19 protein-coding genes and 1 tRNA gene are annotated in these 22,290 nt (G+C 66.4%); 8 read left to right on the top strand and 12 right to left on the bottom strand.

What is annotated here, in order from left to right; genetic code table 11:
- The first annotated feature begins 52 nt into the window (after window positions 1–52).
- Window positions 53–1,510, top strand: coding sequence for a uracil-xanthine permease family protein (locus ABWV23_RS19130; protein WP_353350667.1), 1,458 nt, complete (start codon window positions 53–55; stop codon window positions 1,508–1,510).
- Window positions 1,511–1,593: 83 nt separating this feature from the next.
- Here ABWV23_RS19130 and ABWV23_RS19125 read toward each other — a convergent pair whose 3' ends face one another.
- The 5 genes from ABWV23_RS19125 to ABWV23_RS19105 all read right to left on the bottom strand — a co-directional run bounded on the left by ABWV23_RS19125 (window position 1,594) and on the right by ABWV23_RS19105 (window position 7,631).
- Window positions 1,594–2,412: a bifunctional allantoicase/(S)-ureidoglycine aminohydrolase gene (locus tag ABWV23_RS19125; RefSeq protein WP_353350665.1), complete on the bottom strand. Its 819-nt coding sequence runs from the start codon at window positions 2,410–2,412 to the stop codon at window positions 1,594–1,596.
- A 127-nt stretch (window positions 2,413–2,539) separates the two neighbouring features.
- Window positions 2,540–2,968, bottom strand: a complete 429-nt coding sequence (locus tag ABWV23_RS19120; RefSeq protein WP_353350663.1) for a universal stress protein — start codon at window positions 2,966–2,968, stop codon at window positions 2,540–2,542.
- Window positions 2,965–5,565 (bottom strand): TRAP transporter permease, encoded by a 2,601-nt coding sequence (locus tag ABWV23_RS19115; RefSeq protein WP_353350661.1) that lies wholly within the window; start codon window positions 5,563–5,565, stop codon window positions 2,965–2,967. The genes ABWV23_RS19120 and ABWV23_RS19115 overlap by 4 nt, the downstream gene beginning before the upstream one ends.
- Before the next feature lie 96 nt (window positions 5,566–5,661).
- The gene (locus tag ABWV23_RS19110) at window positions 5,662–6,633 is read right to left on the bottom strand and encodes a TAXI family TRAP transporter solute-binding subunit (protein WP_353350659.1); all 972 of its coding nucleotides are present in this window, start codon (window positions 6,631–6,633) and stop codon (window positions 5,662–5,664) included.
- A gap of 104 nt (window positions 6,634–6,737) precedes the next feature.
- Window positions 6,738–7,631: a MurR/RpiR family transcriptional regulator gene (locus ABWV23_RS19105; RefSeq protein ID WP_353350657.1), complete on the bottom strand. Its 894-nt coding sequence runs from the start codon at window positions 7,629–7,631 to the stop codon at window positions 6,738–6,740.
- A 129-nt stretch (window positions 7,632–7,760) separates the two neighbouring features.
- Here ABWV23_RS19105 and ABWV23_RS19100 point away from each other — a divergent pair, with 129 nt between their 5' ends.
- From ABWV23_RS19100 to ABWV23_RS19090, 3 genes are read left to right on the top strand one after another with little or no spacing between them, the layout of a single operon-like run.
- Window positions 7,761–10,157, top strand: a complete 2,397-nt coding sequence (locus ABWV23_RS19100) for a GcvT family protein (RefSeq protein WP_353350655.1) — start codon at window positions 7,761–7,763, stop codon at window positions 10,155–10,157.
- A gap of 4 nt (window positions 10,158–10,161) precedes the next feature.
- Window positions 10,162–10,917, top strand: coding sequence for a beta-keto acid cleavage family enzyme (locus ABWV23_RS19095; protein ID WP_353350653.1), 756 nt, complete (start codon window positions 10,162–10,164; stop codon window positions 10,915–10,917).
- The gene (locus ABWV23_RS19090) at window positions 10,914–12,245 is read left to right on the top strand and encodes an aspartate aminotransferase family protein (protein ID WP_353350651.1); all 1,332 of its coding nucleotides are present in this window, start codon (window positions 10,914–10,916) and stop codon (window positions 12,243–12,245) included. The genes ABWV23_RS19095 and ABWV23_RS19090 overlap by 4 nt, the downstream gene beginning before the upstream one ends.
- Window positions 12,246–12,363: 118 nt before the next feature.
- On the opposite strand, the gene ABWV23_RS19085 is transcribed toward ABWV23_RS19090, so the two are convergent.
- The 4 genes from ABWV23_RS19085 to ABWV23_RS19070 form a co-directional block, all read right to left on the bottom strand.
- Window positions 12,364–12,439, bottom strand: a tRNA-Thr gene (locus ABWV23_RS19085).
- A gap of 47 nt (window positions 12,440–12,486) precedes the next feature.
- The gene (locus ABWV23_RS19080) at window positions 12,487–13,977 is read right to left on the bottom strand and encodes a heme biosynthesis protein HemY (protein WP_353350649.1); all 1,491 of its coding nucleotides are present in this window, start codon (window positions 13,975–13,977) and stop codon (window positions 12,487–12,489) included.
- Between the two features lie 10 nt (window positions 13,978–13,987).
- Window positions 13,988–15,316 (bottom strand): COG4223 family protein, encoded by a 1,329-nt coding sequence (locus ABWV23_RS19075; protein ID WP_353350647.1) that lies wholly within the window; start codon window positions 15,314–15,316, stop codon window positions 13,988–13,990.
- 74 nt (window positions 15,317–15,390) lie between these two features.
- The gene (locus tag ABWV23_RS19070) at window positions 15,391–16,098 is read right to left on the bottom strand and encodes a uroporphyrinogen-III synthase (protein WP_353350645.1); all 708 of its coding nucleotides are present in this window, start codon (window positions 16,096–16,098) and stop codon (window positions 15,391–15,393) included.
- A 74-nt stretch (window positions 16,099–16,172) separates the two neighbouring features.
- On the opposite strand from ABWV23_RS19070, the gene tsaD reads away from it, so the two are divergent.
- The 4 genes from tsaD to ABWV23_RS19050 are packed head-to-tail and all read left to right on the top strand — an operon-like array spanning window position 16,173 to window position 18,916.
- A complete protein-coding gene (gene tsaD / locus ABWV23_RS19065; RefSeq protein WP_353350643.1) occupies window positions 16,173–17,267 on the top strand; it encodes a tRNA (adenosine(37)-N6)-threonylcarbamoyltransferase complex transferase subunit TsaD in 1,095 nt (364 codons plus the stop codon).
- On the top strand, window positions 17,264–18,226 hold the full coding sequence (locus ABWV23_RS19060; RefSeq protein WP_353350641.1) for an NAD(P)H-dependent glycerol-3-phosphate dehydrogenase: 963 nt from the start codon (window positions 17,264–17,266) through the stop codon (window positions 18,224–18,226). Before tsaD ends, ABWV23_RS19060 begins: the two co-directional genes overlap by 4 nt.
- Window position 18,227: 1 nt before the next feature.
- Entirely contained in the window at window positions 18,228–18,497 is a 270-nt protein-coding gene (locus tag ABWV23_RS19055) for a YciI family protein (RefSeq protein WP_353350639.1), read from the top strand.
- Complete coding sequence (locus tag ABWV23_RS19050; RefSeq protein WP_353350748.1) at window positions 18,497–18,916, top strand: EVE domain-containing protein; 420 nt, start codon at window positions 18,497–18,499, stop codon at window positions 18,914–18,916. The genes ABWV23_RS19055 and ABWV23_RS19050 overlap by 1 nt, the downstream gene beginning before the upstream one ends.
- Window positions 18,917–18,919: 3 nt before the next feature.
- On the opposite strand, the gene ABWV23_RS19045 is transcribed toward ABWV23_RS19050, so the two are convergent.
- The 3 genes from ABWV23_RS19045 to ahcY all read right to left on the bottom strand — a co-directional run bounded on the left by ABWV23_RS19045 (window position 18,920) and on the right by ahcY (window position 22,191).
- Entirely contained in the window at window positions 18,920–20,140 is a 1,221-nt protein-coding gene (locus tag ABWV23_RS19045) for a glycosyltransferase family 4 protein (protein WP_353350637.1), read from the bottom strand.
- 117 nt (window positions 20,141–20,257) lie between these two features.
- On the bottom strand, window positions 20,258–20,599 hold the full coding sequence (locus ABWV23_RS19040) for a DUF2853 family protein (protein WP_353350635.1): 342 nt from the start codon (window positions 20,597–20,599) through the stop codon (window positions 20,258–20,260).
- Window positions 20,600–20,796: 197 nt separating this feature from the next.
- On the bottom strand, window positions 20,797–22,191 hold the full coding sequence (gene ahcY, locus ABWV23_RS19035) for an adenosylhomocysteinase (RefSeq protein WP_353350633.1): 1,395 nt from the start codon (window positions 22,189–22,191) through the stop codon (window positions 20,797–20,799).
- Between the last annotated feature and the right edge of the window lie 99 nt (window positions 22,192–22,290).

The raw sequence follows: 22,290 nt of genomic DNA, 5'->3' as shown, positions 1-22,290 counted from the left end.
GCCGGCACAGCGATAACAACAACGCCGGCGACCCAACACGGAGGGACGACAAGTGACCACATCATCCATCGGCAGCGCCGAGCAGCTGCGCGATCCCAACTATACCCCGCCACTGGCGGTGGCGGTGCCGCTGGGCATCCAGCACGTGCTGGCAATGTTCGTATCGAACGTCACCCCGGCAATCATCGTGGCGGGGGCCGCCGGCTTCGGATTCGGGTCCAATTCGCCCGATTTCCCCGCGCTTTTGTACATGATCCAGATGTCGATGCTGTTCGCCGGGGTCGCCACCCTGTTGCAGACGATCACGCTGGGGCCGGTGGGCGCGGCGCTGCCGATCGTTCAGGGCACCTCCTTTGCCTTTCTGCCGATCATGATCCCGCTGGTTGCCGGCAAGGGGGTCGATGCGCTGGCCGCGCTGTTCGGCGGGGTGCTGATCGGCGGGCTGTTCCATGCCGCGCTGGGCACCGTGATCGGCAGGATCCGCTTTGCCCTGCCGCCGCTGGTCACCGGGCTGGTGGTCACCATGATCGGCCTGGCGCTGGTCAAGGTGGGCATCGAATACGCCGCCGGCGGTGTCCCGGCCAAGGCCAGCGGCGCGGCAAGCTATGGCGGGTTGCTGAGCTGGTCGACCGCGCTGGTGGTGATCCTGGTCACGCTGGTGCTGAAATTCTTTGCCCGAGGCATGTTGTCGATTTCGGCGGTTCTGGTGGGGATCGCGGCGGGCTATGTCTATGCGCTGGCGGTGGGGATGCTGACGTTTGACGCCATCGCCGCAAGCTGGGCGCGCTCGGCCGCCTTTGCCCTGCCGCAGCCGTTCAAATACGGGTTCGAGTTCTCCTTTGCCGCCGTCATCGGGTTCTGCCTGATGGCCTTCGTCTCGGCGGTGGAAACGGTCGGCGATGTCAGCGGCATCACCAAGGGCGGCGCCGGGCGCGAGGCCACCGACAAGGAAATCCAGGGCGCCACCTTTGCCGACGGCTTCGGAACCGCCATCGCCGGTATCTTTGGCGGGCTGCCCAATACCTCGTTCTCGCAGAACGTCGGGCTGATCGCGATGACCGGCGTGATGAGCCGCCACGTGGTGACCTTCGGCGCCATCTTCCTGATCATTTGCGGGCTGGTCCCCAAGGTCGGCGGCGTGATCCGCACCATCCCGATCGAGGTGCTGGGCGGTGGCGTGATCGTGATGTTCGGCATGGTGGTCGCGTCGGGTATCTCGATGCTGTCGGACGTCGACTGGAACAAGCGCAACATGGTGATCTTTGCGGTCGCGCTGTCGGTTGGCCTGGGGCTGCAGCTCGAGGTGATGAACGTGGCGCCGGGCGCGCCCAACGCGCTGCAACACCTGCCCGACACGCTGCGCATCCTGGGCGCCTCGGGCATCCTGCCCGCCGCGCTGATTGCCATCGTGCTGAACCTGATCCTGCCCGCACATCTGTCGGACGAGTCGACCGAAGAGGTCGCCGGCGGCATGGCCGGGCATGGCAAGGGGTCGATGCCGGGCGAGTGATCCGCCCGGGCAGATCTCGAAAACACCAACGCCCGCCCTTTCGGAAAGGGGCGGGCGTTTTTCCCGGATGATCTTGACGCGCCTTACAGCGCCATGTGCCGGTTCACATCCTTGTAAAGCAGGTAGCGGAACGGACCCGGCCCGCCGGCGTAACAGGCCTGCGGACAGAACGCCCGCAGCCACATGAAATCGCCGGCCTCGACCTCGACCCAATCCTGGTTCAGCCGATAGACCGCCTTTCCCTCGAGCACGTAAAGCCCGTGTTCCATCACGTGGGTCTCGGCAAAGGGGATCACCGCGCCGGGCTGAAAGGTGACGATGTTCACCTGCATGTCATGGCGCAGATCGGCGGGATCGACAAAGCGCGTGGTCGCCCATTTGCCGTCGGTGTCCGGCATCGGGGTCGGCGCGATCTCGGCCTCGTTGGTGACAAAGGGCGCGGGCGCATCCAGCCCCTCGACCGCGCAATAGGCCTTGCGCACCCAGTGGAAGCGGGCCGGGTCGGCGCCGTGATTGTGCAGCCGCCACTCCGTCCCGGCGGGGATGTAGGCATAGCCGCCCGGCCCCATTTCATGGGTTTCACCCGCCAGGGTCAGCGTCAAGTAGCCCTCGACCACGAAAAGCACCGCCTGCGCGCGTGGATCGGTCTCGGGCCGGTCGCTGCCGCCGCCGGGCTGCAGCTCGCCGATGTATTGCGAAAAACTCTCGGCAAAGCCGGACAGCGGCCGCGCCATCACCCAGAAGCGGGCGCGGTCCCAGAACGGCAGCAGGCTGGTGACGATATCGCTGAAACACCCTTTCGGAATCACCGCATAGGCCTCGGTGAACATCGCCCGCCCGGTCAGAAGCTGGGTCTGCGGCGGCAGGCCGCCGGTGGGGGCATAATAGGGACGCTGGCTCATCTGGGAATTCCGGGCTGGTTGCGGGGCTACATCACCACTTGATCATGCCGACGCGCATTTCCAACCGCTTTCCCTATCGGCTGGGGCAGAAAGACCCGCCGGAAAAACCTGATAATCCCTGCTTGCCCTAGTCCCGCACGATCAGGACAGACACATCCGCATGGCGCGCCACCCGGGCCGAGTTTGGCCCCTGCACCCGGTCGGCCAGGTCGGGTTTATGCGCGCCCATCACCACCAGGTCGGCCTCGGAGCGTTTGATTGCGTCGAGGACCTGCTCATAGACGGTGCCGACCTCGACGATGTGCTGCACCTGGCCATGCCCCGGCAGCGCCGCATCGACAAACGCGTGCAACTGCGTATTGGCGTCCTCGACCGCCTTTCGCATCGTCCCCTCCTTGAAGTAGGAGCCGACGATCGACATGCCGTAGTCGGGCACCACCGTCACCACGCTGAGCGAGGCGCCATAGAACCCGGCCAGGTCGGCGGCGCGTTTCAGCAGCGCCTTCTCGCTGTCGCCATGGCTCAGGTCGACGGCACACAGAACATGCTTGGTCATGCCCGGGCTCCCTCCGGTTGGCGCCGTTTTCGGCGCAGTTGCAACAGAGCGACAAATGCCAGCAGCAGGAAGGCCGGCAGGAAGAACACCTCTTTCGGCAGCCGGTCGGCGGCCACCTCAAGCTCCACCAGCTCCCAGTCGAAATCAATGCCCAGCTGCTCGGCGGGACCGCCGAAGTTCAGGTTGTCCACGAACAGCGCGCCATCCTCTTCGCGGAACTCCAGCCCCGCCCCGTCATAGAGGCGCGTCTGCCCATCCGCCCCGGCCTTGCCCAGCGGCAGCAGGTAGCGCGCGTCGATCGCATCGCCCATCAGGTCCTCGCCGACCAGCCGTACCCGGAGCGAGGCATCGTCACCCGCCGCCTCGGCGCGCTCGAATATCTCGGAGGCAGCGCGGGTCTCGAACTCGGGCTGCATCATGTCGAGGAAAAAGCCCGGTCGGAACAGGGTGAAGGCGACCAGCAACAGGGCCGCGCTCTCCCACAGCCGGGACCGCACGAGGAAATAGTTCATCGTCCCTGCCGCGAACAGCAGCATCGCCACCATCGCGACGACAAAGACGAACACCGCCTGCACCGGGCCGACGTCGATCAGCAGAAGGTCGGTGTTGAAGATGAACAGGAACGGCAACAGCGCGGTGCGGATCGAGTAGAAGAACGCCTGGAACCCGGTGCGCAGCGGATCCCCGCGCGAGATCGCGGCGGCGGCGAAACTGGCCAGCCCCACCGGCGGCGTCACGTCCGCCATGATCCCGAAGTAGAAGACGAACATGTGCACCGCCACCAGCGGCACGATCAGCCCGTTCTGCGCCCCCAGCTCGACCACCACGCCGGCCATTAGTGAGCTGACCACGATGTAATTGGCGGTGGTCGGCAGCCCCATGCCCAGCACGATCGAGATCAGCGCGACGAAGAACAGCATCGCCAGAAGGTTGCCGCCCGACAGGAACTCCACGAACTCGGCCATCACCTGCCCGATGCCGGTCAGCGTGACCGCGCCGACGATGATGCCGGCCACACCCATGGCGGCGGCCAGCCCGATCATGTTGCGTGCGCCGATGATCAGCCCGTCGGCGATGTCGGCGATCCCCTCGCGAACATGGCGGGCCACCTCGCCCTCGCCGCGAAAGAACGCCTTGAGCGGGTTCTGCGTGGCCAGGATCACCAGCATGAACACCGTCGACCAGAATGCCGACAGGCCGGGCGATTTCCGCTCGATCATCAGCAGGTACATCAACAGCAGGATCGGCATGAGATAGTGAATGCCGGTCTTGAAGATCTCGCGCGTGGGCGGCAGGTGCTGCATCGATTCAACGCTCACCTCGAGGTCGGGCCCCTTGGCGGCAAAGCGGACCGCGGCGACATAGGCCAGCCCCATCATCACCACCAGCGCCAAGGTCGAGGCCCCGCCCAGCGCCGCCTCGACCGCGTCGACGATCACGCCGCACAGGAACAGGGTGCCACCACCGATCACGATCGAAATCGCGATGATGAAGATCGCGCCCAGCATGAACTTGACCGGGTGCATCCGGCTGGTGCCCGGCATGTTCATCTTCAGCGCCTCGAGGTGCACGATGTAGATCAGCGCGATGTAGGAAATCGCGGCGGGCACGATGGCGGTTTTCACCACCTCGACGTAAGGAATGCCCACGTATTCCGTCATCAGGAAGGCGACCGCGCCCATCACCGGCGGCGTCAGCACCCCGTTGATCGACGAAGACACCTCGACCGCGCCGGCCTTGTGCGACGGAAAGCCCACCTTTTTCATCAGCGGGATGGTAAAGGTACCGGTGGTCACCACGTTGGCGATGGACGACCCCGAAATCAGCCCGGTCGCGGCCGAGGCAATCACCGCCGCCTTGGCCGGCCCGCCGCGCAGGTGACCCAGCGCCGCAAAGGCGAGTTTCAGGAAATAGTTGCCGGCGCCTGCCTGGTTCAGCAGCGCGCCGAACAGCACGAACAGGAAAACGAACCCCGAGGACACCCCCAGCGCGACGCCGAACACCCCCTCGGTGGTCAGCCACATGTGGCTCATCGCCTTTTCGAAGGAGGCGCCCTTCCACTGGACCATTTCCGGCAGGCCGGACCAGCTGCCAAAGAACACATAGGCCAGGAAGAACAGCGCGACGCCCATCAGCGGGATGCCCAGCGACCGCCGCGCCGCCTCCATCAACAACACGATGCCGATCCCGGCGATCACCAGGTCGGTGGTGTTGGGCACGCCGGTGCGGTTGGCAACGCCGCGATAATCCCACCACAGGTAAGAGGCCGCGACAGCGCCGGCGATGGCGATGATCCAGGTCAGGATCGGGATGTGATGGCGCGGGCTGGTCTTGAAGCCGGGAAAGGCCAGAAAGGCCAGCAGAACCGCAAAGCCGAGGTGGATCGCCCGCGTCTGGGTGTCGTTCCAAACCCCGATCTTCAGGATATAGGGCAGCGGCGAGGCGATCCAGAGCTGGTAAAGCGACCAGATCAGCGGGATGACCCACAACGCCTTGCGGTCGAACCCGCCCTGCGGCTGCCGTCCGCCGGTATCCGAATCCGCGATGAAATCCTCCAGATCGCTGTCGGCCGGCCTCTCGCCCTGGGTCTGCGCCATGAATTGTCCCCGCTGAAACGTTTGTTCTTATTGGAAAACCCCCCGACACACCGGAGTGTCGGAGGGGGTCACTGGTTTACATGTCACGGGGCCGGATTACTTCCAGCCGCGCTCCTTGTAGTACATCTCGGCGCCCGGATGCAGCGGCGCGCTCAACCCGTCCTTGATCATCTCGGCCTCGTTCAGGCGGGCAAAGGCCGGGTGCAGCTTCTTGAAGTCCTCGAAATTGTCGAAGACCGCCGAAACCACCGCATAGACCACCTCGTCCGGCGTCTCGGCCGAGGTCACGAAGGTCGCCTTGGGGCCCCAGCTGGGGATGTCGTCGGGGTTGCCCGGATACATGCCGCCCGGGATGGTCGCGGCGGCATAGGCGGTGTTGTCCGCCAGCAGCTTGTCGATGTTCGGCCCGTCCAGCGGGATGATCTTCACGTCACAGGACGAGGTCGCCTCCTGGCTGGACCCGTTCGGCAGGCCGGCGGCCCAGATGGTGGCGTCGATCTTGCCGTCGCAAAGCGCGGCGGACTGCTCCGACGACTTCAGCTCGGCGGCCAGTGCGAAATCGTCCGGGCTGATGCCGGAATACTTCATCAGCGTCTCGGCCAGAACGCGGGTGCCGGATCCGGGGTTGCCGATGTTGACCTTCTTGCCCTTCAGGTCATCAACGCTGCTGATGCCGGCATCGGCGCGGGCCATCACGTGCATCGGCTCGGGGTGGACCGAGAACAGCGCGCGCAGCTCGGGATAGGGGCCGTCCTCGGAAAAGGCGCCGGTGCCGTCCAGGCCCGCCTTCTGCACGTCGGATTGCACCACGCCGAAATCCAGCTCGCCCTGGCGAATGGTCCGGGTGTTGTAGACCGAGCCGCCGGTCGATTCGACCGAACAGCGGATGCCGTGTTCCTTGCGGCCCTTGTTCACCAGCCGGCAGATCGCGCCGCCGGTCGGATAGTACACGCCGGTCACGCCGCCGGTACCGATGGTGATGAACTTCTGGTCCTGCGCCGAGGCCCCGCCGGCCATGCCGACGGTGACGGCGGCGACAAGCCCCATGAGGGTGGTTTTGACGTTCATATGGACATCTCCCAACTAAAATTCCCCACCCGGCCGTTGAACCGGCCTGGGTCGATTATGGTATTCGTATCCTCGAAACTCGCCAAAGTTATTTTGGTTGTCACCTAAAAACTAAAGTTTTTTTTCGCGATCCAGTAGGCGTTGGTGTCCTTTCGCAGGTCCTCGTACGACGTGATTCGCTGCCGCGTCGCCGCGCCGCCACGGTGGACCAGCAGCGCCAGCAGGTTCTCGATCACGCCCATGGCGCCGGTGTAACAGCCGAAATGATGGGTGCTGACCGTTGCGGCGACCAGCGTCGCCTCGGGCCGGAACTCGGACGAGATCACCTCGGAATCCGAGATCATGATCAGCTTCACCCCCCGCGCATGGGCAAAGCGGCAGGCCTCGATCGTTTCGCGGGAATACGGCTGAAACGAAATCGCGATCATCACGTCGCCCGCACCGGCGGTGTTCAACTCGTCAATGGCGCTGTTGATATGGCGCGGCACAAGCTGCAGCGACGGCAGCGCCATCCGCCCCACGTAGTGGAAATAATAGGCCAGCGCGTAACTGGCCCGCACCGCCGTCAGATAGACGTTGTTCGCCCCCAGCAAGAGGTCGACCACGCGCTCCATTTCGTCGGGGTTCTGCCGCTCCAGCGACCGCTGCACGATCGCCATGGTGTTCAGCGCCGCCTCGGCCTGAACCGCGCCCAGCGGGCCGCGCTGGCGCATGCTTTCGATCCAGTCCGGCCGATCGACCAGCGCATTGGCCGACACCAGCGCGTGGCGGAACGGTTCGCGCAACGCGTCATAGCTGTCGAACCCCATGCGCGCGGCCATGCGCACCAACGTATAGGTGCTGACCCCGCATTTGCGCGCGGTTTCCCGGATCGGGTCCAGTCCGAAATCGCTCGGGTGGTCGACGATATACTTGGCCACGGTCTTGAGGCGCGGCGACAACGCGGGGATCGCCTCTTTCAATGCGGAAACCGTTCGGTTTTTCAGGGTCGGATCCACGGCAGTCGTCCTTTCGCAGGGGCTGTCTTGAAATAACATTTGATTTTTTTCCTGTCGATTGACTGAAACTGTATTTCCGCCATCCTTGACTCCCGACATGAACCACACCGGCCAAAGATCGGCATCACCATGACCTCCCCCCTCCCCTCCCATGCCTCCGTCGTCGTGATCGGCGGCGGCATCATGGGCTGTTCCACCCTGTATCACCTGGCCCAGATGGGCGCCGGCGACGCGATCCTGCTCGAGCGCAACGCGCTGACCTCGGGCACCACCTGGCATTCGGCGGCCCAGGTCCGCGCCCTGCGCCACAGCCGCAACCTCACCCGGATGATCCGCTATTCCGTCGACCTCTACAGCCGGCTGGAACAGGAGACCGGGCAATCGGTGGGTTGGATTCAAAAGGGCTCGCTCTCGATCGCCACCACGCCCGACCGCATGACCCATATCCGGCGGCAAGAGGCGCTGGCCCATGCCTATGGGGTCGAGGCGCATTCCATCGGCGCCGAAGAGGCAAAGGAACGCTGGCCGCTGATGAACGCCGAGGACGTGCTCGGCGCGGTCTGGTCACCCGAGGATGGGCGCGTCAGCCCCTCCGACGTCTGTGCCGCGCTGGTCAAGGGCGCGCGGGGCATGGGGGCAAAGATCTTTGAACGCACCGGCGTCACCGGGATTCTCACCGAGAACGGCCGGGTGTGCGGCGTCGAAACCACCCAAGGCACCGTCATGTGCGATGCGATTGCACTCTGCACCGGGCTGTGGTCGCGCGAGGTCGGCGCGATGGCGGGGGCGCAGGTTCCGGCGCTGGCCTGCGAACATTTCTACCTGCTGACCAAGCCGGTCGAGGGGATCACCGGCAACATGCCCACGCTGTCCGACCACGACAGCCACCTCTATATCCGCGACGACAGCGGTGGCTTGCTGGTGGGCTGCTTCGAACCGATGGGCAAACCCATCGCGCCCGGCGTGCTGGACGAAACCTTCGAGTTCGGGTTGCTGCCCGAAGATTGGGACCATTTCGAACCGATGATGCTGAACGCGCTGCATCGGCTGCCAGCGTTGGAAACGGCCGAGGTCAAGATGCTGCTCAACGGCCCCGAGAGTTTCACCCCCGACGGCACCTTCATGCTGGGCGAAACCGCGGAAACACAGGGTCTGTTCCTGGGTTGCGGCATGAATTCGGTCGGCATCGCCTCTGGCGGAGGTGCGGGCATGAACCTGGCCCATTGCATCGTGCACGGCCATACCGCCTATGACCTGTCCGAGGCCGACGCCAAGCGCTTTGCCCCGGTGTTCAACTCGCTCGACCACCTGATGGCCCGCGCGCCCGAGATTCTCGGCACCCATTACGAGATCGCCTATCCGGGTCGGCAACCCGCCACCGCGCGCGATCTGCGGCGCCTGCCGCTGGATGCCGCGTACCGCGACGCCAAGGCGCATATGGGCCAGGTCTATGACTGGGAACGGCCGCTCTATTTCAACAAGACGGCCGAGCCGCGCCCCACCTTCGGCCGCCCCGACTGGTTCGAGAATGTCCGCGCCGAGGTTACCGCCGCGCATGAACGTGCCGCGATCTTCGATGCCTCTCCCTTCGGCAAGATCGAGGTCAAGGGACCGGAGGCCGAGGCCTTTCTGCTGCACTGCTGCGCCGGTTTCATGGCGCGCGCGCCCGGGTCGGTGATCTATACCGCCGTGCTGAACGCGCGCGGCACATTTGAATCCGACCTCACCGCCCAGCGCATTGCACCGGATCATTACCGCTTGTTCACCGGCACCAACGCGATCAAGCGCGACCTCGCCTGGTTCCGCCGCCACGCCGAGGGGTTCGACGTGACCCTCACCGACAGCACCGAGGACTATGCCGTGCTCGGCCTGATGGGCCCCGAGGCCGCCCGCATCGCCGGTGAGGTCGGCGCGCCGGAGCTGGCCGGGATCGGCTATTTCAAGCACGGAGAAGCCCATATCGCCGGCCACCACGTCCGCGCCGCGCGGCTGTCCTATGTCGGCGAGGCGGGGTGGGAGATCACCTGCCGGGCCGAGAGTGCGCGAATGATTTATGCCGCGCTGACCAAAGCCGGGGCGGTGCCCGCCGGTCTCTACGCGCAAACCTCCATGCGGATCGAAAAGGGTTTTTGCGCCATGGGGCACGAGCTGGACAGCGACGTGACCCCGATCGCCGCCGGGCTGGATTTCGCCACCCGCAAAAAGGGCGGGTTCATCGGCGCCGAGGCCCTGGCCGAGGCCCGCGAAAGCGGCGCAACACCCCGCATCACCTCGCTCCGCTTCGACGATGCGGATGCGGTGCCGCTGGGGCACGAACCGATCCTCCTTGACGGGCAGATCATCGGCCAGACCACTTCCTGCGCCTTCGGTTACCGCATCGGGCGGCCCGTGGCGCTGGCACATATGTCCGCCGGGCTGCCCGCCGACGGGACCCGGGTCATGGTGGACATCGCCCGCACCCTTCATGCCGCCACGGTGGTGCATGGCCCGCTTTACGACCCTGACGGCGCAAGGATGAAAGGATAACGCGATGACCCGACCCCTGATCATGGTGGCCCCCAACGGCGCCCGGCGCGGCAAGGCCGATCACCCCGCCCTGCCCGTCACGATCCCCGAGATCGTCGAAACCGCCCGCGCCTGTCACGCAGCCGGCGCCGACGCGTTGCACCTGCATGTGCGCGACGATGACGGGCGGCATTCCCTTGATGCCGGGCGATATACCGAGGCACTGGCCGAACTGGCCCACGCCGTGCCCGACCTTCGCGTTCAGATCACCACCGAGTCCGCCGGCATCTTTGATGTCGAGGCGCAGTTTTCGTGTCTAACACGGCTGAAACCGCGCTGGGCCAGCATCTCGGTGCGCGAGATCGCGCGCAACGAGGCCCTCGCCCCGCGGGTCTATGCCAGTTGCGCCGACGCCGGGACCGAGGTGCAGCACATCCTCTATGATGCCGAGGATGCCGCCCTCCTCGCCCGCTGGCAGGCACAGGGCATCGTGCGTCCCGGACAGGACAGCACGCTGCTGGTTCTGGGTCGCTATGCCACCGGGCAGGTCGCGACCCCCGCCGACCTCACCCCGCTGCTGGCGGCGAAACCGCCCGGGCGTTGGATGATCTGCGCCTTCGGCCCCGCCGAACATGCCTGCCTGCTGGAGGCCGCCCGCCAGGGCGGTGACCTGCGCGTGGGGTTCGAGAACAACCTGACCGACGCGGACGGCACCCCGCTGCGCGACAACGCCGACTCGGTCGCCCGCCTCGTCGATGAACTGGAAAGGACCGCGCTATGAGCCACATCTTCCCCCGCCACTGTCACGCCAACCCGCCCACCGCCAGCCATGGCGAGGGGTGCTTCCTGATCGACACCGATGGCAAACGCTATTTCGACGGCTCCGGCGGCGCCGCCGTTTCCTGCCTTGGGCATTCCAACGACCGGGTGCGGCAGGCGATCAAGGACCAGGTCGACCAGCTTGCCTTTGCCCATACAGGGTTCTTCACCTCGGATCCGGCCGAACAGCTCGCCGATCTGCTGATCGCCCATGCGCCGGGTGACATCGACCGGGTCTACCTGGTGTCCGGCGGCTCCGAGGCGACCGAATCCGCGATCAAGCTGGCGCGGCAGTATTTTACCGAACAGGGCGAGACGCAGCGCCGCCACCTGATCGCCCGGCGGCAAAGCTATCACGGCAACACGCTTGGCGCGCTCTCGGCCGGGGGCAATGCCTGGCGGCGGACGCAATTCGCGCCGCTCTTGATCGAGGTCAGCCACATCGCGCCCTGCAACGAATACACCGACCGCGCCGAGGACGAGAGCCCCGAGGACTACGGGCTACGCGCCGCACAGGAACTGGAGGACGAGATCCTGCGGCTGGGCCCCGATACCGTCATGGGTTTCATGGCCGAGCCGGTGGTCGGCGCCACCATGGGCGCGGTGCCCGCCGCGCCGGGCTATTTCAAACGCATCCGTGAGATCTGCGACAAATACGGCGTGCTTCTGATCCTCGACGAGGTGATGTGCGGCATGGGCCGGACCGGCCATCTCTTCGCCTGCGAGGCCGAGGGGGTAGATCCCGATATCCTCTGCATCGCCAAGGGGTTGGGCGCGGGATACCAACCGATCGGCGCGATGCTCTGCACCCGCGCGATCTATGACACCATCGCCGACGGCAGCGGGTTCTTTCAGCACGGGCACACCTACCTGGGCCACCCGGTCGCCGCCGCCGCCGGGCTCGCCGTGCTGCGCGAACTGCTCGACAACGACCTCGTGGCACAGGTCCGCGCGCGCGGTGCCTACCTGGAACGGCAGCTGCGCGCGCGCTTTGCCCAGCACCCGCACGTGGGCGACATCCGCGGGCGCGGGCTGTTCTGGGGAATGGAATTCGTCGCCGACCGCACCACCAAAACTCCCTTCGATCCGGCGCTGGGGCTGGCGGGCAAGCTCAAGAAAGCCGCCTTTGCCGAGGGGTTGATCTGCTATCCCATGGCCGGCACCCGCGACGGTCGCCTGGGCGACCACCTGCTGCTGGCGCCGCCCTTAATCGCCACCGAGGACGAGCTTGACGGCGCCCTCGACACGCTGTCGCGCGCACTCGACAAGGTGATGGCCGAGATCGGCTGAGGCGGCGTTTCTGCGCCCCCGGATCCACGATGACCAAACCCTGCATGCCCGGCCAAAATCTGGGCATCGCAAACGCGGTGCTATCGCGTGATCGTCAATTCTGATCCGGGAAATCCAGTGGTGCCGCTGAAGGGACTCGAACCCCCGACCCCATCATTACGAATGACGTGCTCTACCAGCTGAGCTACAGCGGCCCTGGTGCGGAGCGCTCATAGCACCGCCGCGCGGGGCAGGAAAGGGGTTATTTCGCCTCTCGCCCGTCCTCCGTCACCTCTTCGGCCTCCAGCAGTTCGGCCTCGGGCATTTCCACCTCTTCCGCCTCCGGGGTTTCGTCCGGGGTGGCGCGCTGGTCCTCGAGCCGTCCGGCGATCAGCGGCAGCATCGCCCCGCCCATCGCGCTGGAGATCTCGGGCATCTTCGGCGTGGTCCAACTCAGCGTGTCGAAGCTGTGGCAGAACTCACAGAACGGTGCCCATTCGGCGTGGATGTGGTTGCAGTTGTCACAGACCCATTGCGGGCCGCGCGGCGCGCTCAGCGCCCGGGCCAGCCAGCCCTGCACCACCTTGTCCTCGGCCCCCTCGCCCCGTTCGATCGCCGCCATCAGCGTCAGCGGGCGGGCATCGGCGGCCTTTTCGGCCAGGTCGCCCAGCGCCCGACGCGCCTCGGGGAAATCCTCGGCGACGATGTTCAGCTCGGCCAGCAGCAGCCGGGTTTCGGGGTCCTGCGGATTGATCCGCGTCAGCGTCTGGAACCGTTTCAGCCGTTCCGCTGGGGACTCGTCCGGGGCGATCGCGGCAAAGGCGGCGGCCAGGTCGGGGTGCGGCTGGGCCTCCCACGCCTTTTTCAGCACCCGCACCGCCAACCGCGGCTTGCCTTGCGCGATATGGGCCCTTGCGGCCAGGGCGGCGGCCGGCACCAGGTCGGGCGACAGGCGGTTGGCCTCGATGGCGCGTTCGCGCGCCTCGATCGGCATATCCTCGTCCATCACCTCGCGCGCCTCGGAGAGCGCCAGGACCGCGTCGCGGCGTTTGTACACATCGCGGGGCAAATTCCCCGATTTGAGCTTGGCCGACAGGGTGCTGCGCGCGCCGGCCCAATCCTGCGCCCGCGCCTGCAGGTCGAGAAGAACGTCCTGCGTCTCCTCGTGCCGGGGCCGCAACGCCAGCGCCTTCTCGGCCAGCTTGCGGGCGGTGTCGCGATCGCCCTCGGCCAGCTTCTGCTTCATGATCCCCCGCACGCCGACAAAACGGGTGGCCTCGTTGGTCACCAGTTTCTTGTAGGTCTCGGCGGCCTTCCTCGTGTCGCCGGCCATCTCGGCGGCCTGAGCGGTGAGCAGGTCGGTCAGTTCCGGTTTCTCGAGGTATTTCGCCGCGCGCGCCGCCTTGGCCATGGCCAGCCGCCCCTCGCCCGAGGCCAGCGCCATCATGCCATCGGCCAGCGCCTTGTAGCCGCGCTTTTCCCGGCCCTTGTCGAAGAACCGCGACAGCGCCGTTTCATCGCCGTTCAGGAACCGCCAGGTCGCCACCAGCAGCGAGACGAGCTTGAGCAGCAGCCAGAGCAGCACCACCAGCGCCACCAGCGCGATCACCGATTGCAGCGGCCCGAGCGTGTATTCGGTGCCTGCCGCGGTGATCTGCAAGCCACCGCGCATTTCCAGCAGCATTCCGGCCCCAAGAGCCAGTGCGGCAATGACGGCGACGAAGATCAGGATTTTCAGAAGTGACCACAGCATCGCAGACCCCTCAGTTGGTGTTCAGGCTTTGCGCCAGGGTCTCGGCGGCGCCGAGCGCGGAGAGGCGCAGGCGCGCCAGGGCGGTCCAATCGGCCAGGGCGGCACGGGCGGGCTCGGGCAGGGCGGCGATCTCGTCCAGCGCCTGCTGCAACCGGCCTTCGGTCAATGCCGCCTCGGCGCGGGACAGGATCGCGTCCGGATCGTCGCCCTCGCGCGGCTCGACCGAGCGGGCGCCAAGTTGGCGCCGCAGAAAGCTTCCAAGGCTGCGGTCGGATTCGACGGTGCCGGCCCGGGCCGCGGCCAAGGCCTCGCGCGCCGCCGGGGCGAAGGTGTCACGCAGGGTGGCCATCGTCACCACTCCCTCGGCGCTGGCGGTCAGCGCATCGGGCGGGGTAACGCCGCCTGTGCGCAGTTCTTCCAGGATACCGCCAAAGGGCGCGCCACTGTCCAGCGCCCCGCGCAACCGGGCCACGGCGGCGCGGTTGGCGGCAAGCTGGGCCGCCTCCGAGGCCCGGGCCTCGGTCTCGCGGGCGTCGGTGACCATCTTTTCGACCTCGGCCCGCTGGGCGGCCAGCGCCTCTTGCATCGCTGCAAGCTCACGCTCATAGGCGGCGACGGCCTCGGGCGCCGCGCCATCTGTCAGCGGGCGTTTTTCAAGTTCGGTCAGGCGGCTGTCCAGCGCCGCGAGTTGACCTGACAGGTCGGAAACCTCGGTGCGCAGGCTGTCCAGCGCACCCGCGCTGTCCGTGATTTGATCGGAGAGGCCGCCAAGTTTCGCCTCCAACGGGGCCAGATCGGGAATATCGAGGCCCGAGACCTGGCCCTGCAGCGCGCTCAACGCATCGGAGGTTGCGGAAACATCCGATTGCAGCGCGGTGATCGCCGCGCCGGAGGTGCCGGATTTCAACGCTGCGGGCAGGACCGGGTCGAGAATCTCGGTGCGGGCCGCGACAAACCCAAGCGCCGCCGCCAGAACCCCGCCGATCAGCGCCGGGAAAAACCCGCCGCGCTTCTCGATCACCCGCTCGACGATCTGCGGTGCGGGCTCCACCGCTTCGGCTTCGGCTTCGGCTTCGGCTTCGGCTTCGGCTTCGGCTTCGGCTTCGGCTTCGGCTTCGGCTTCGGCTTCGGCTTCGGCTTCGGCTTCGGCTTCGGCTTCGGCTTCGGCTTCGGCTTCGGAAGGTGCCTCCGCCTCCTCGGGCGACGTGTCAATCATCTCCGCAGCGGGCTCTTGCTGCAACGCGGGATCGGTCGCCTGCCCCCCCTGTTCGGGGCCGGTCTCGGCCTGGGGATTTGTTTCGACGTCCGTGTCGGGTTTCGGATCGGTCTTGTCGGCCACCCTGAAATCCCCTCCGATTCTCAAATGATTAGGCAAAAGAACTCGCGCCACACTACTGCGGGGCGCGGGGGGCCTCAACCCGATGTGGCCTGCGCGGCCAGGGTTTCAACCGCCGTGACCATCGCCGCGCCATCGGGCCGTCTGGCCACGATCAGCCCGCGATAGACCATGTTTTCAAGGGGTTCCGCCGCCGCGCGGCTGATCGCGGCGAGGAAAAGCGGCGCCCTGCCTGCACAGGTATCGGCAAAATGTCGCGCCGTGCGGGGTGAAAACAAGGGCGCGATCACCGGATCCGCCCCGTCGAGCGCCACCCGCGCCGCCTCGCTGGGGTCGATCAACTGCTGGTCATAGACCTCTTGCGCACGGGTCTCGACCCCGGCGGCGGTCAGCCGATCAGCCACGTCGCCGCGCGCGTGCCGACCGCGCAGGTGCAACAGCGGCGCGTCCGGGCGTCGGTCGATCAGCGCCGCGACCAGCGCATCGGCGGTGTCGCAGATCATTTCGACGGTCCATCCGGCGTCCCGCGCCGCGCCGGCGGTGGCCGCGCCGACGCAATAGGCGGGCAGGGCAGGGCGCAAGCCGGCGGCCTGCGCCGCCGCCACCCCGTTGGCAGAGGTAAAGATCACCCCGCGCGCATCGCCAGACGAAACCGGGTCCGGGAGAAACACGATCCTGATCAGCGGGGAATGGATGACATGCAGCCGTCGCCGCAGATCCGGGGCAATCCGGGCGACGAACCGCTCGGACGCGGCGCGCGGGCGTGTCATCTGCAGCGTCAGCATCGCTCCCCCCGGGATTGTTTGCCAAGGTTCGGAGTGTTACCTGCCAAGGCAACGCGACGCAACGGCCGGAAACAATGGCACAGCTGATCACGATACTGGGGCTGGAAAGCAGCTGCGATGATACCGCGGCCGCCGTGGTGCGTCAGGGCGACGGGCGGGCCGAGATCCTGTCCTCCATCGTCTATGGCCAGACCGAGGTGCACAGCGCCTTTGGCGGCGTGGTACCGGAACTGGCCGCCCGGGCGCATGCGGAAAAGGTCGACATCTGCGTCGCCGAGGCGATGCAACGGGCCGGGGTCGGGTTCGCCGACCTGGATGCGGTGGCGGTCACTGCCGGGCCGGGGCTGATCGGCGGGGTGCTGTCGGGCGTGATGTGCGCCAAGGGGATCGCGGCGGCGACCGGGCTGCCGCTGATCGGGGTAAACCACCTTGCGGGCCATGCGCTCACCCCGCGCCTGACCGATGCGGCCGCGTTTCCCTACCTGATGTTGCTGGTCTCCGGCGGGCACTGCCAATATCTCGTGGTGCGCGGGCCGGAGGATTTCAAACGGCTGGGCGGCACCATCGACGATGCCCCAGGCGAGGCCTTTGACAAGGCGGCGCGGCTGCTGGGCCTGCCGCAACCGGGCGGCCCCTCCGTCGAGGCCGAGGCAAAACAGGGCGATCCAAAACGCTTTCGCTTTCCGCGCCCGCTGCTGGATCGGAACGATTGCAACCTGTCGTTTTCCGGGCTGAAGACCGCGCTGATGCGCACCCGCGACCAGGTGGTGGCGGAAAAGGGCGGGCTGACACGCGCGGACCGGGCCGACCTTTGCGCCGGGTTCCAGCAGGCGATTGTTGACGTGCTGGCGGAAAAGACCCGCCGCGCCTTGCGCCTCTATCTTGCAGAGCAGCCCGAAACACCGCTGTTGGCGGTGGCGGGCGGCGTGGCCGCAAATTCGGCCATTCGCGCCGGGTTAGAGACGGTTTGCGCCGACACAAGCGTCACGTTTACCGCGCCGCCGCTGCGCCTTTGCACCGATAACGCAGCGATGATCGCCTATGCCGGGATCGAACGGTTCCGCGCTGGCGCGCGCGATGACCTGACCCTCGCCGCCCGTCCACGCTGGCCGCTCGATCGCACCAGCCCGTCGCTGATCGGCGGCGGCAAGAAGGGGGCCAAGGCATGAGCGTTTCGGTGATCGGTGCGGGCGCCTTCGGCACGGCGCTGGCGATCTCGCTGGCCGGGCGCGGGCCGGTGTGCCTCTGGGCACGGTCGGCCGATCATGCGCGCGCCATGCAGGGGGCGCGGGAGAACGCCGCGCGACTTCCGGGGCACAGCCTACCTGCAGCGCTGACAGTGACCGCCGATATCGGCGTCGCGGCGGAAAACAAGACCCTGTTGCTGGCCGTTCCGATGCAAAAGCTGCGCGATCTTCTGGTCACGCAGGGCGACATACTGGCCGGAAAGACCCTTGTCGCCTGTTGCAAGGGGATCGAGTTGAGCACCGGGCTGGGGCCGGTCGCGGTGATCGCCGAGGCCCTGCCAGACGCACAGCCTGCGCTGCTCACCGGGCCAAGCTTTGCCCATGACATCGCTGCCGGGCTGCCGACCGCGCTGACGCTGGCCTGTTCCAACGACAGACTGGCAAAATCCCTGCAACAGGGTCTGAACACCGCAAATCTCAGGCTCTATCGCAGCACCGACACCGTGGGGGCCGAGCTCGGCGGCGCGCTCAAGAACGTGATCGCCATCGCCTGCGGCGCGGTGATCGGCGCAGGCTTGGGCGAAAGCGCCCGCGCGGCGCTGATGACGCGCGGCTATGCCGAGATGCAGCGGATGGCCGTGGCGCTCGGCGCGCAGGCCGAAACGCTGGCGGGCCTCTCCGGGTTCGGCGACCTGGCCCTGACCTGCACCTCCGAAGGGTCGCGCAACTATCGTCTGGGCCTGTCGCTGGGCCGAGGCGAAGGGTTCGACCCCTCGATCACCGTCGAAGGTGCAGCCACCGCGCAGGCGGTGGCGGCCAAGGCGGAAACGATGCACCTCGACATGCCGATCACCGCCTGCGTGGTCGGACTGCTGGACGGAAAACTCACCCTCGACGCGGCGATGACCGCGCTTTTGACCCGACCCCTCAAGGAGGAATGACATGCTGATCGCCCTGATTGCCCGTGACAAAGCCGGCGCACTGCAAATCCGCAAGGACAACCGCAGCGCGCACCTTGCCTATATCGAGGAAACCGGCGTCGTCGCCCAGGCCGGCCCGCTGATCGAGAACGGCGACATGGCCGGATCGCTGGTGATCCTGGACGTGGCCGACATGGCCGCGGCCGAGGGCTGGGCCGCCAATGATCCCTATGCCAAGGCCGGTCTGTTCGACAAGGTCGATCTGATCGAATGGAAAAAGGTCGTCGGCTGATGACCTATTGGCTGTTCAAATCCGAACCCTCGACCTGGGGCTGGGACGACCAGCTTGCCAAGGGCGAGGCAGGCGAGGAATGGGACGGCGTGCGCAACTATCAAGCGCGCAATTTCATGCGCGAGATGAAGCTGGGCGACAAGGGCTTCTTCTACCACTCGCAAAAGGAGCGGGCGATCGTCGGGCTGGTCGAGGTCTGCGCCGAGGCGCATCCGGACAGCACCACCGACGATCCCCGCTGGGAATGCGTGGACATCAAGGCGCTGCGCCCGGTCGCAACCCCGGTGACGCTGGACCAGATCAAATCCGACCCGCGGTTGCAGGACATGGTGCTGGTGAAAAATTCCCGCCTGTCGGTCCAGCCGGTAAGCGAGGCCGAGTGGACGGTGATCTGCGCCCTGGCCGGGGTCGCGCCCTGATCGTCACGCACCGCCGAACAAATCGGCCAGCTTTTGCGCCCGCGTGAAATGCATGCCCTGATGCGTGTGGCTCAGCGCCATCATGCGGGCGGCGGGCCCCATCGCCCGCAGCGCGCCCGGATCCGAGGCCGCCCGGTTCATCAGCGCGGTAAGCGCCGCGACATCCCCCGGCGGATAGCACCAGGCGGTTTCGCCTTCGCGCGCCGCCTCGCGGTGGCCGGAAGTCGAGGTCGCCAAGGCCGGTCTTGCCTGTGAAAACGCATCGTAGAGTATGCGCGGCTGCTCGTCGCTGAGGGTGGGCACAAGCACCGCATCATGGGCGCGCAGCAGGTCGAAGAATTTCGGGCCGTAGGGGACCGGGTCCAGAAGGCGCAGACGGTCGTCCCCCAATCGCGCAGCCGCCTCGGCGACACGGTCGCGCAACGGTCCCTCACCGATCACCGTCAGAGACAGGCCGGGTCCGGCCCGCTCCAGCGCGTCCAGCGCATCGGCGATGCCCTTTTCCGGGGTCATCCGCGCCGCCAGCAACAGCCGCACAGGTCCGCTGCGGTCACTCTTGGCCGCCGCCTCGGACACCACCATTTCGGCGTCGATCCAACTGGCGGGAATGACCATGACCTCGCCCTTTGCGTCGCACGCCAGGCTGTCGCGATACCCCTCGTGCGTCAGCACCGTGAGGCGCGCCCGTCGGATCGACCAGCGCGCCAGCGCCTCGGTCATCCGGGCACGAAACCGGCGCAGCGCCCCATGTGGCCCCGGCCCGGTCAGCCGCCAGAACGCGCTTTCGATCACGATCACCAACGGACGGCGGAGCAGGACGGCGATCGGGTTGACGAAGAACCCGGGTGGCAAGGGCCAGCCCGCCGCACCGCTGTGCACGATATCCGCCCCCCGCACCGCTCGCCACGCCGCCGCGACCATGGCCGGAGCCCGAAGCAGCGCTCGCAGGGTCGAATCCGGATAGGGAAACTCGACAAACCGCAGCCCCGGAACCTCGCCCAGCGGGCGCAGGTTGTCGGGGCACGGATCGGGGAGGGGGCGGCAGGGCGCCAGAACGGTCAGGTCCTGCAGATAGTCCAGATGGCCGATCAGGTCACGGCACCAGGACACGTCCAGCCAGACCGCGCCCTGATCGTCGCGATACCAAAGGGCGACCGCCACCAACAGGTATCGCCGGTCGGCAAGGGCCGCGCGGATCGCGGTGAAATCATGCGCGCGCGTCACTGCTCAAACCGTCACCTCGCGCCATACCCGCTCACGGTGCGCCTCCCGACAGGGCGAAAAGCGCACCGAACTTGTCCTGAACCTGCGCTGCGACACCGTTTCCGGCCGCAGGCGGTCTCAGCCGTAGACCGACTCTTTGCCGAACTGCTTGGTCAGCATGTAGTAGATCACGGCGCGGTACTTGTTGCGCTCGGACTGGCCATAGGTTTCGATGGCCTTGTTGATGGCCTCCATCAGCTCCGGCCCGTCAGGCAGGCCGAGCTTTTTCATCAGGAAGTTTTCCTTGACGGTCTCCAGCTCGCTGGGCTGGCTGCCGGCCACGGTGGAGGCGTCGGCGTTGTAGATCGCCGGGCCGCAGCCGATGGTGACCTTGGTCAGCAGGTCCATATCGGGCGTCATGCCACATTTCTTCTCAAGGTCTTCCGCGTATTTCGCGATCAGCTCGTCGCGTTTGCCCATGAATTTTCTCCCATCGTAACCGGTCGCACAAAGTTTCGTTTCGGCGCCAGGACATCCTGAGGCCGTCCGGGGGAGAGTACCGATGATTTCAGGCGGCACAAAGGGATTTTTGCGGGGATCTTCCCCGTCGGGCCCGGCAACGGAAAACGCCGCGCGACCCAGGTCCCGCGGCGTCTGTTCCGACCCGTGAAATCGGATCAGTAGCGATAATGCTCGGGCTTGAACGGGCCTTCGGGCGGCACCCCGATATAATCCGCCTGTTCCGCGCTGAGCTGGGTCAGTTTCACACCGATCTTCTTCAGGTGCAGGCGTGCGACCTTTTCGTCGAGGTGCTTGGGCAGGATATAAACCTCGTTCTTGTAATTTTCGCCACGGGTGAACAGCTCGATCTGCGCCAGCACCTGGTTGGTGAAGCTGGCCGACATCACGAAGCTGGGGTGCCCGGTGGCATTGCCGAGGTTCAGCAGACGTCCCTCGGACAGCAGGATGATGCGGTTGCCCGAGGGCATCTCGATCATGTCCACCTGGTCCTTGATGTTCGTCCACTTGTGGTTCTTCAGCGCGGCGACCTGGATCTCATTGTCGAAGTGGCCGATGTTGCCGACGATGGCCATGTCCTTCATCTCGCGCATGTGCTCGATGCGGATCACGTCCTTGTTGCCGGTGGTGGTGATGAAGATGTCGGCATGGGCAACCTCATCCTCCAGCAGGACCACCTCGAACCCGTCCATCGCCGCCTGCAGCGCACAGATCGGGTCCGCCTCGGTCACCTTCACACGGGCACCTGCGCCACGCAGCGAGGCGGCCGAGCCCTTGCCCACGTCGCCATAGCCGCAGACCAGCGCGACCTTGCCGGCCATCATGGTGTCGGTGGCGCGGCGGATGCCGTCGACCAACGATTCCTTGCAGCCGTACTTGTTGTCGAACTTCGACTTGGTGACGCTGTCGTTCACGTTGATGGCGGGGAAGGGCAGGTGGCCCTTTTCCATCATCTTGTACAGGCGATGCACGCCGGTGGTGGTTTCCTCGCTGACACCCTGGATCAGGTGGCGCTGCTTGACGAACCAGCCCGGGCTCTTCTCCATCCGCTTCTTGATCTGGGCGAACAGCGCGACCTCTTCCTCGCTGGTCGGCGTCTCGATCAGGTCGGTCTCGCCCTCTTCGACGCGGGCACCCATCAGGATGTAGAGCGTGGCATCACCACCGTCGTCGAGGATCATGTTGGCGCCCTCGCCCTCGAAGTCGAAGATGCGATCGGCATAATCCCAGTATTCTTCCAGCGTCTCGCCCTTGACGGCGAACACCGGCACGCCGCTGGCGGCGATTGCAGCGGCGGCGTGGTCCTGGGTCGAGAAGATGTTGCACGACGCCCAACGCACCTCGGCGCCCAGTGCGACCAGGGTCTCGATCAGCACGGCGGTCTGGATCGTCATGTGCAGCGAGCCCGCGATCCGCGCGCCTTTCAGCGGCTGTGCCTCGCCGTATTCCTCGCGCAGGGCCATCAGGCCCGGCATCTCGGTCTCTGCGATGTCCAGTTCCTTGCGCCCGAAATCGGCCAGTGCAATGTCCTTGACGATGTAATCTGTTGCCATGTTTGTCGTTCCCTGAATGCGGTCCTTGGCCCGGCAGATACCATCGGGACCCCTCGGGAACAATGCCTGCGCCCGGAAACCGCCCGACCTGTGGCAAAC

It is taken from the genome of Aquicoccus sp. SU-CL01552 (assembly GCF_040365005.1).
In the GTDB taxonomy this organism is placed as follows: Bacteria; Pseudomonadota; Alphaproteobacteria; order Rhodobacterales; family Rhodobacteraceae; genus Antarcticimicrobium.
Note: the sequence above shows the minus strand (reverse complement) of the source record. Positions and strands in the feature narration are given on the sequence as shown.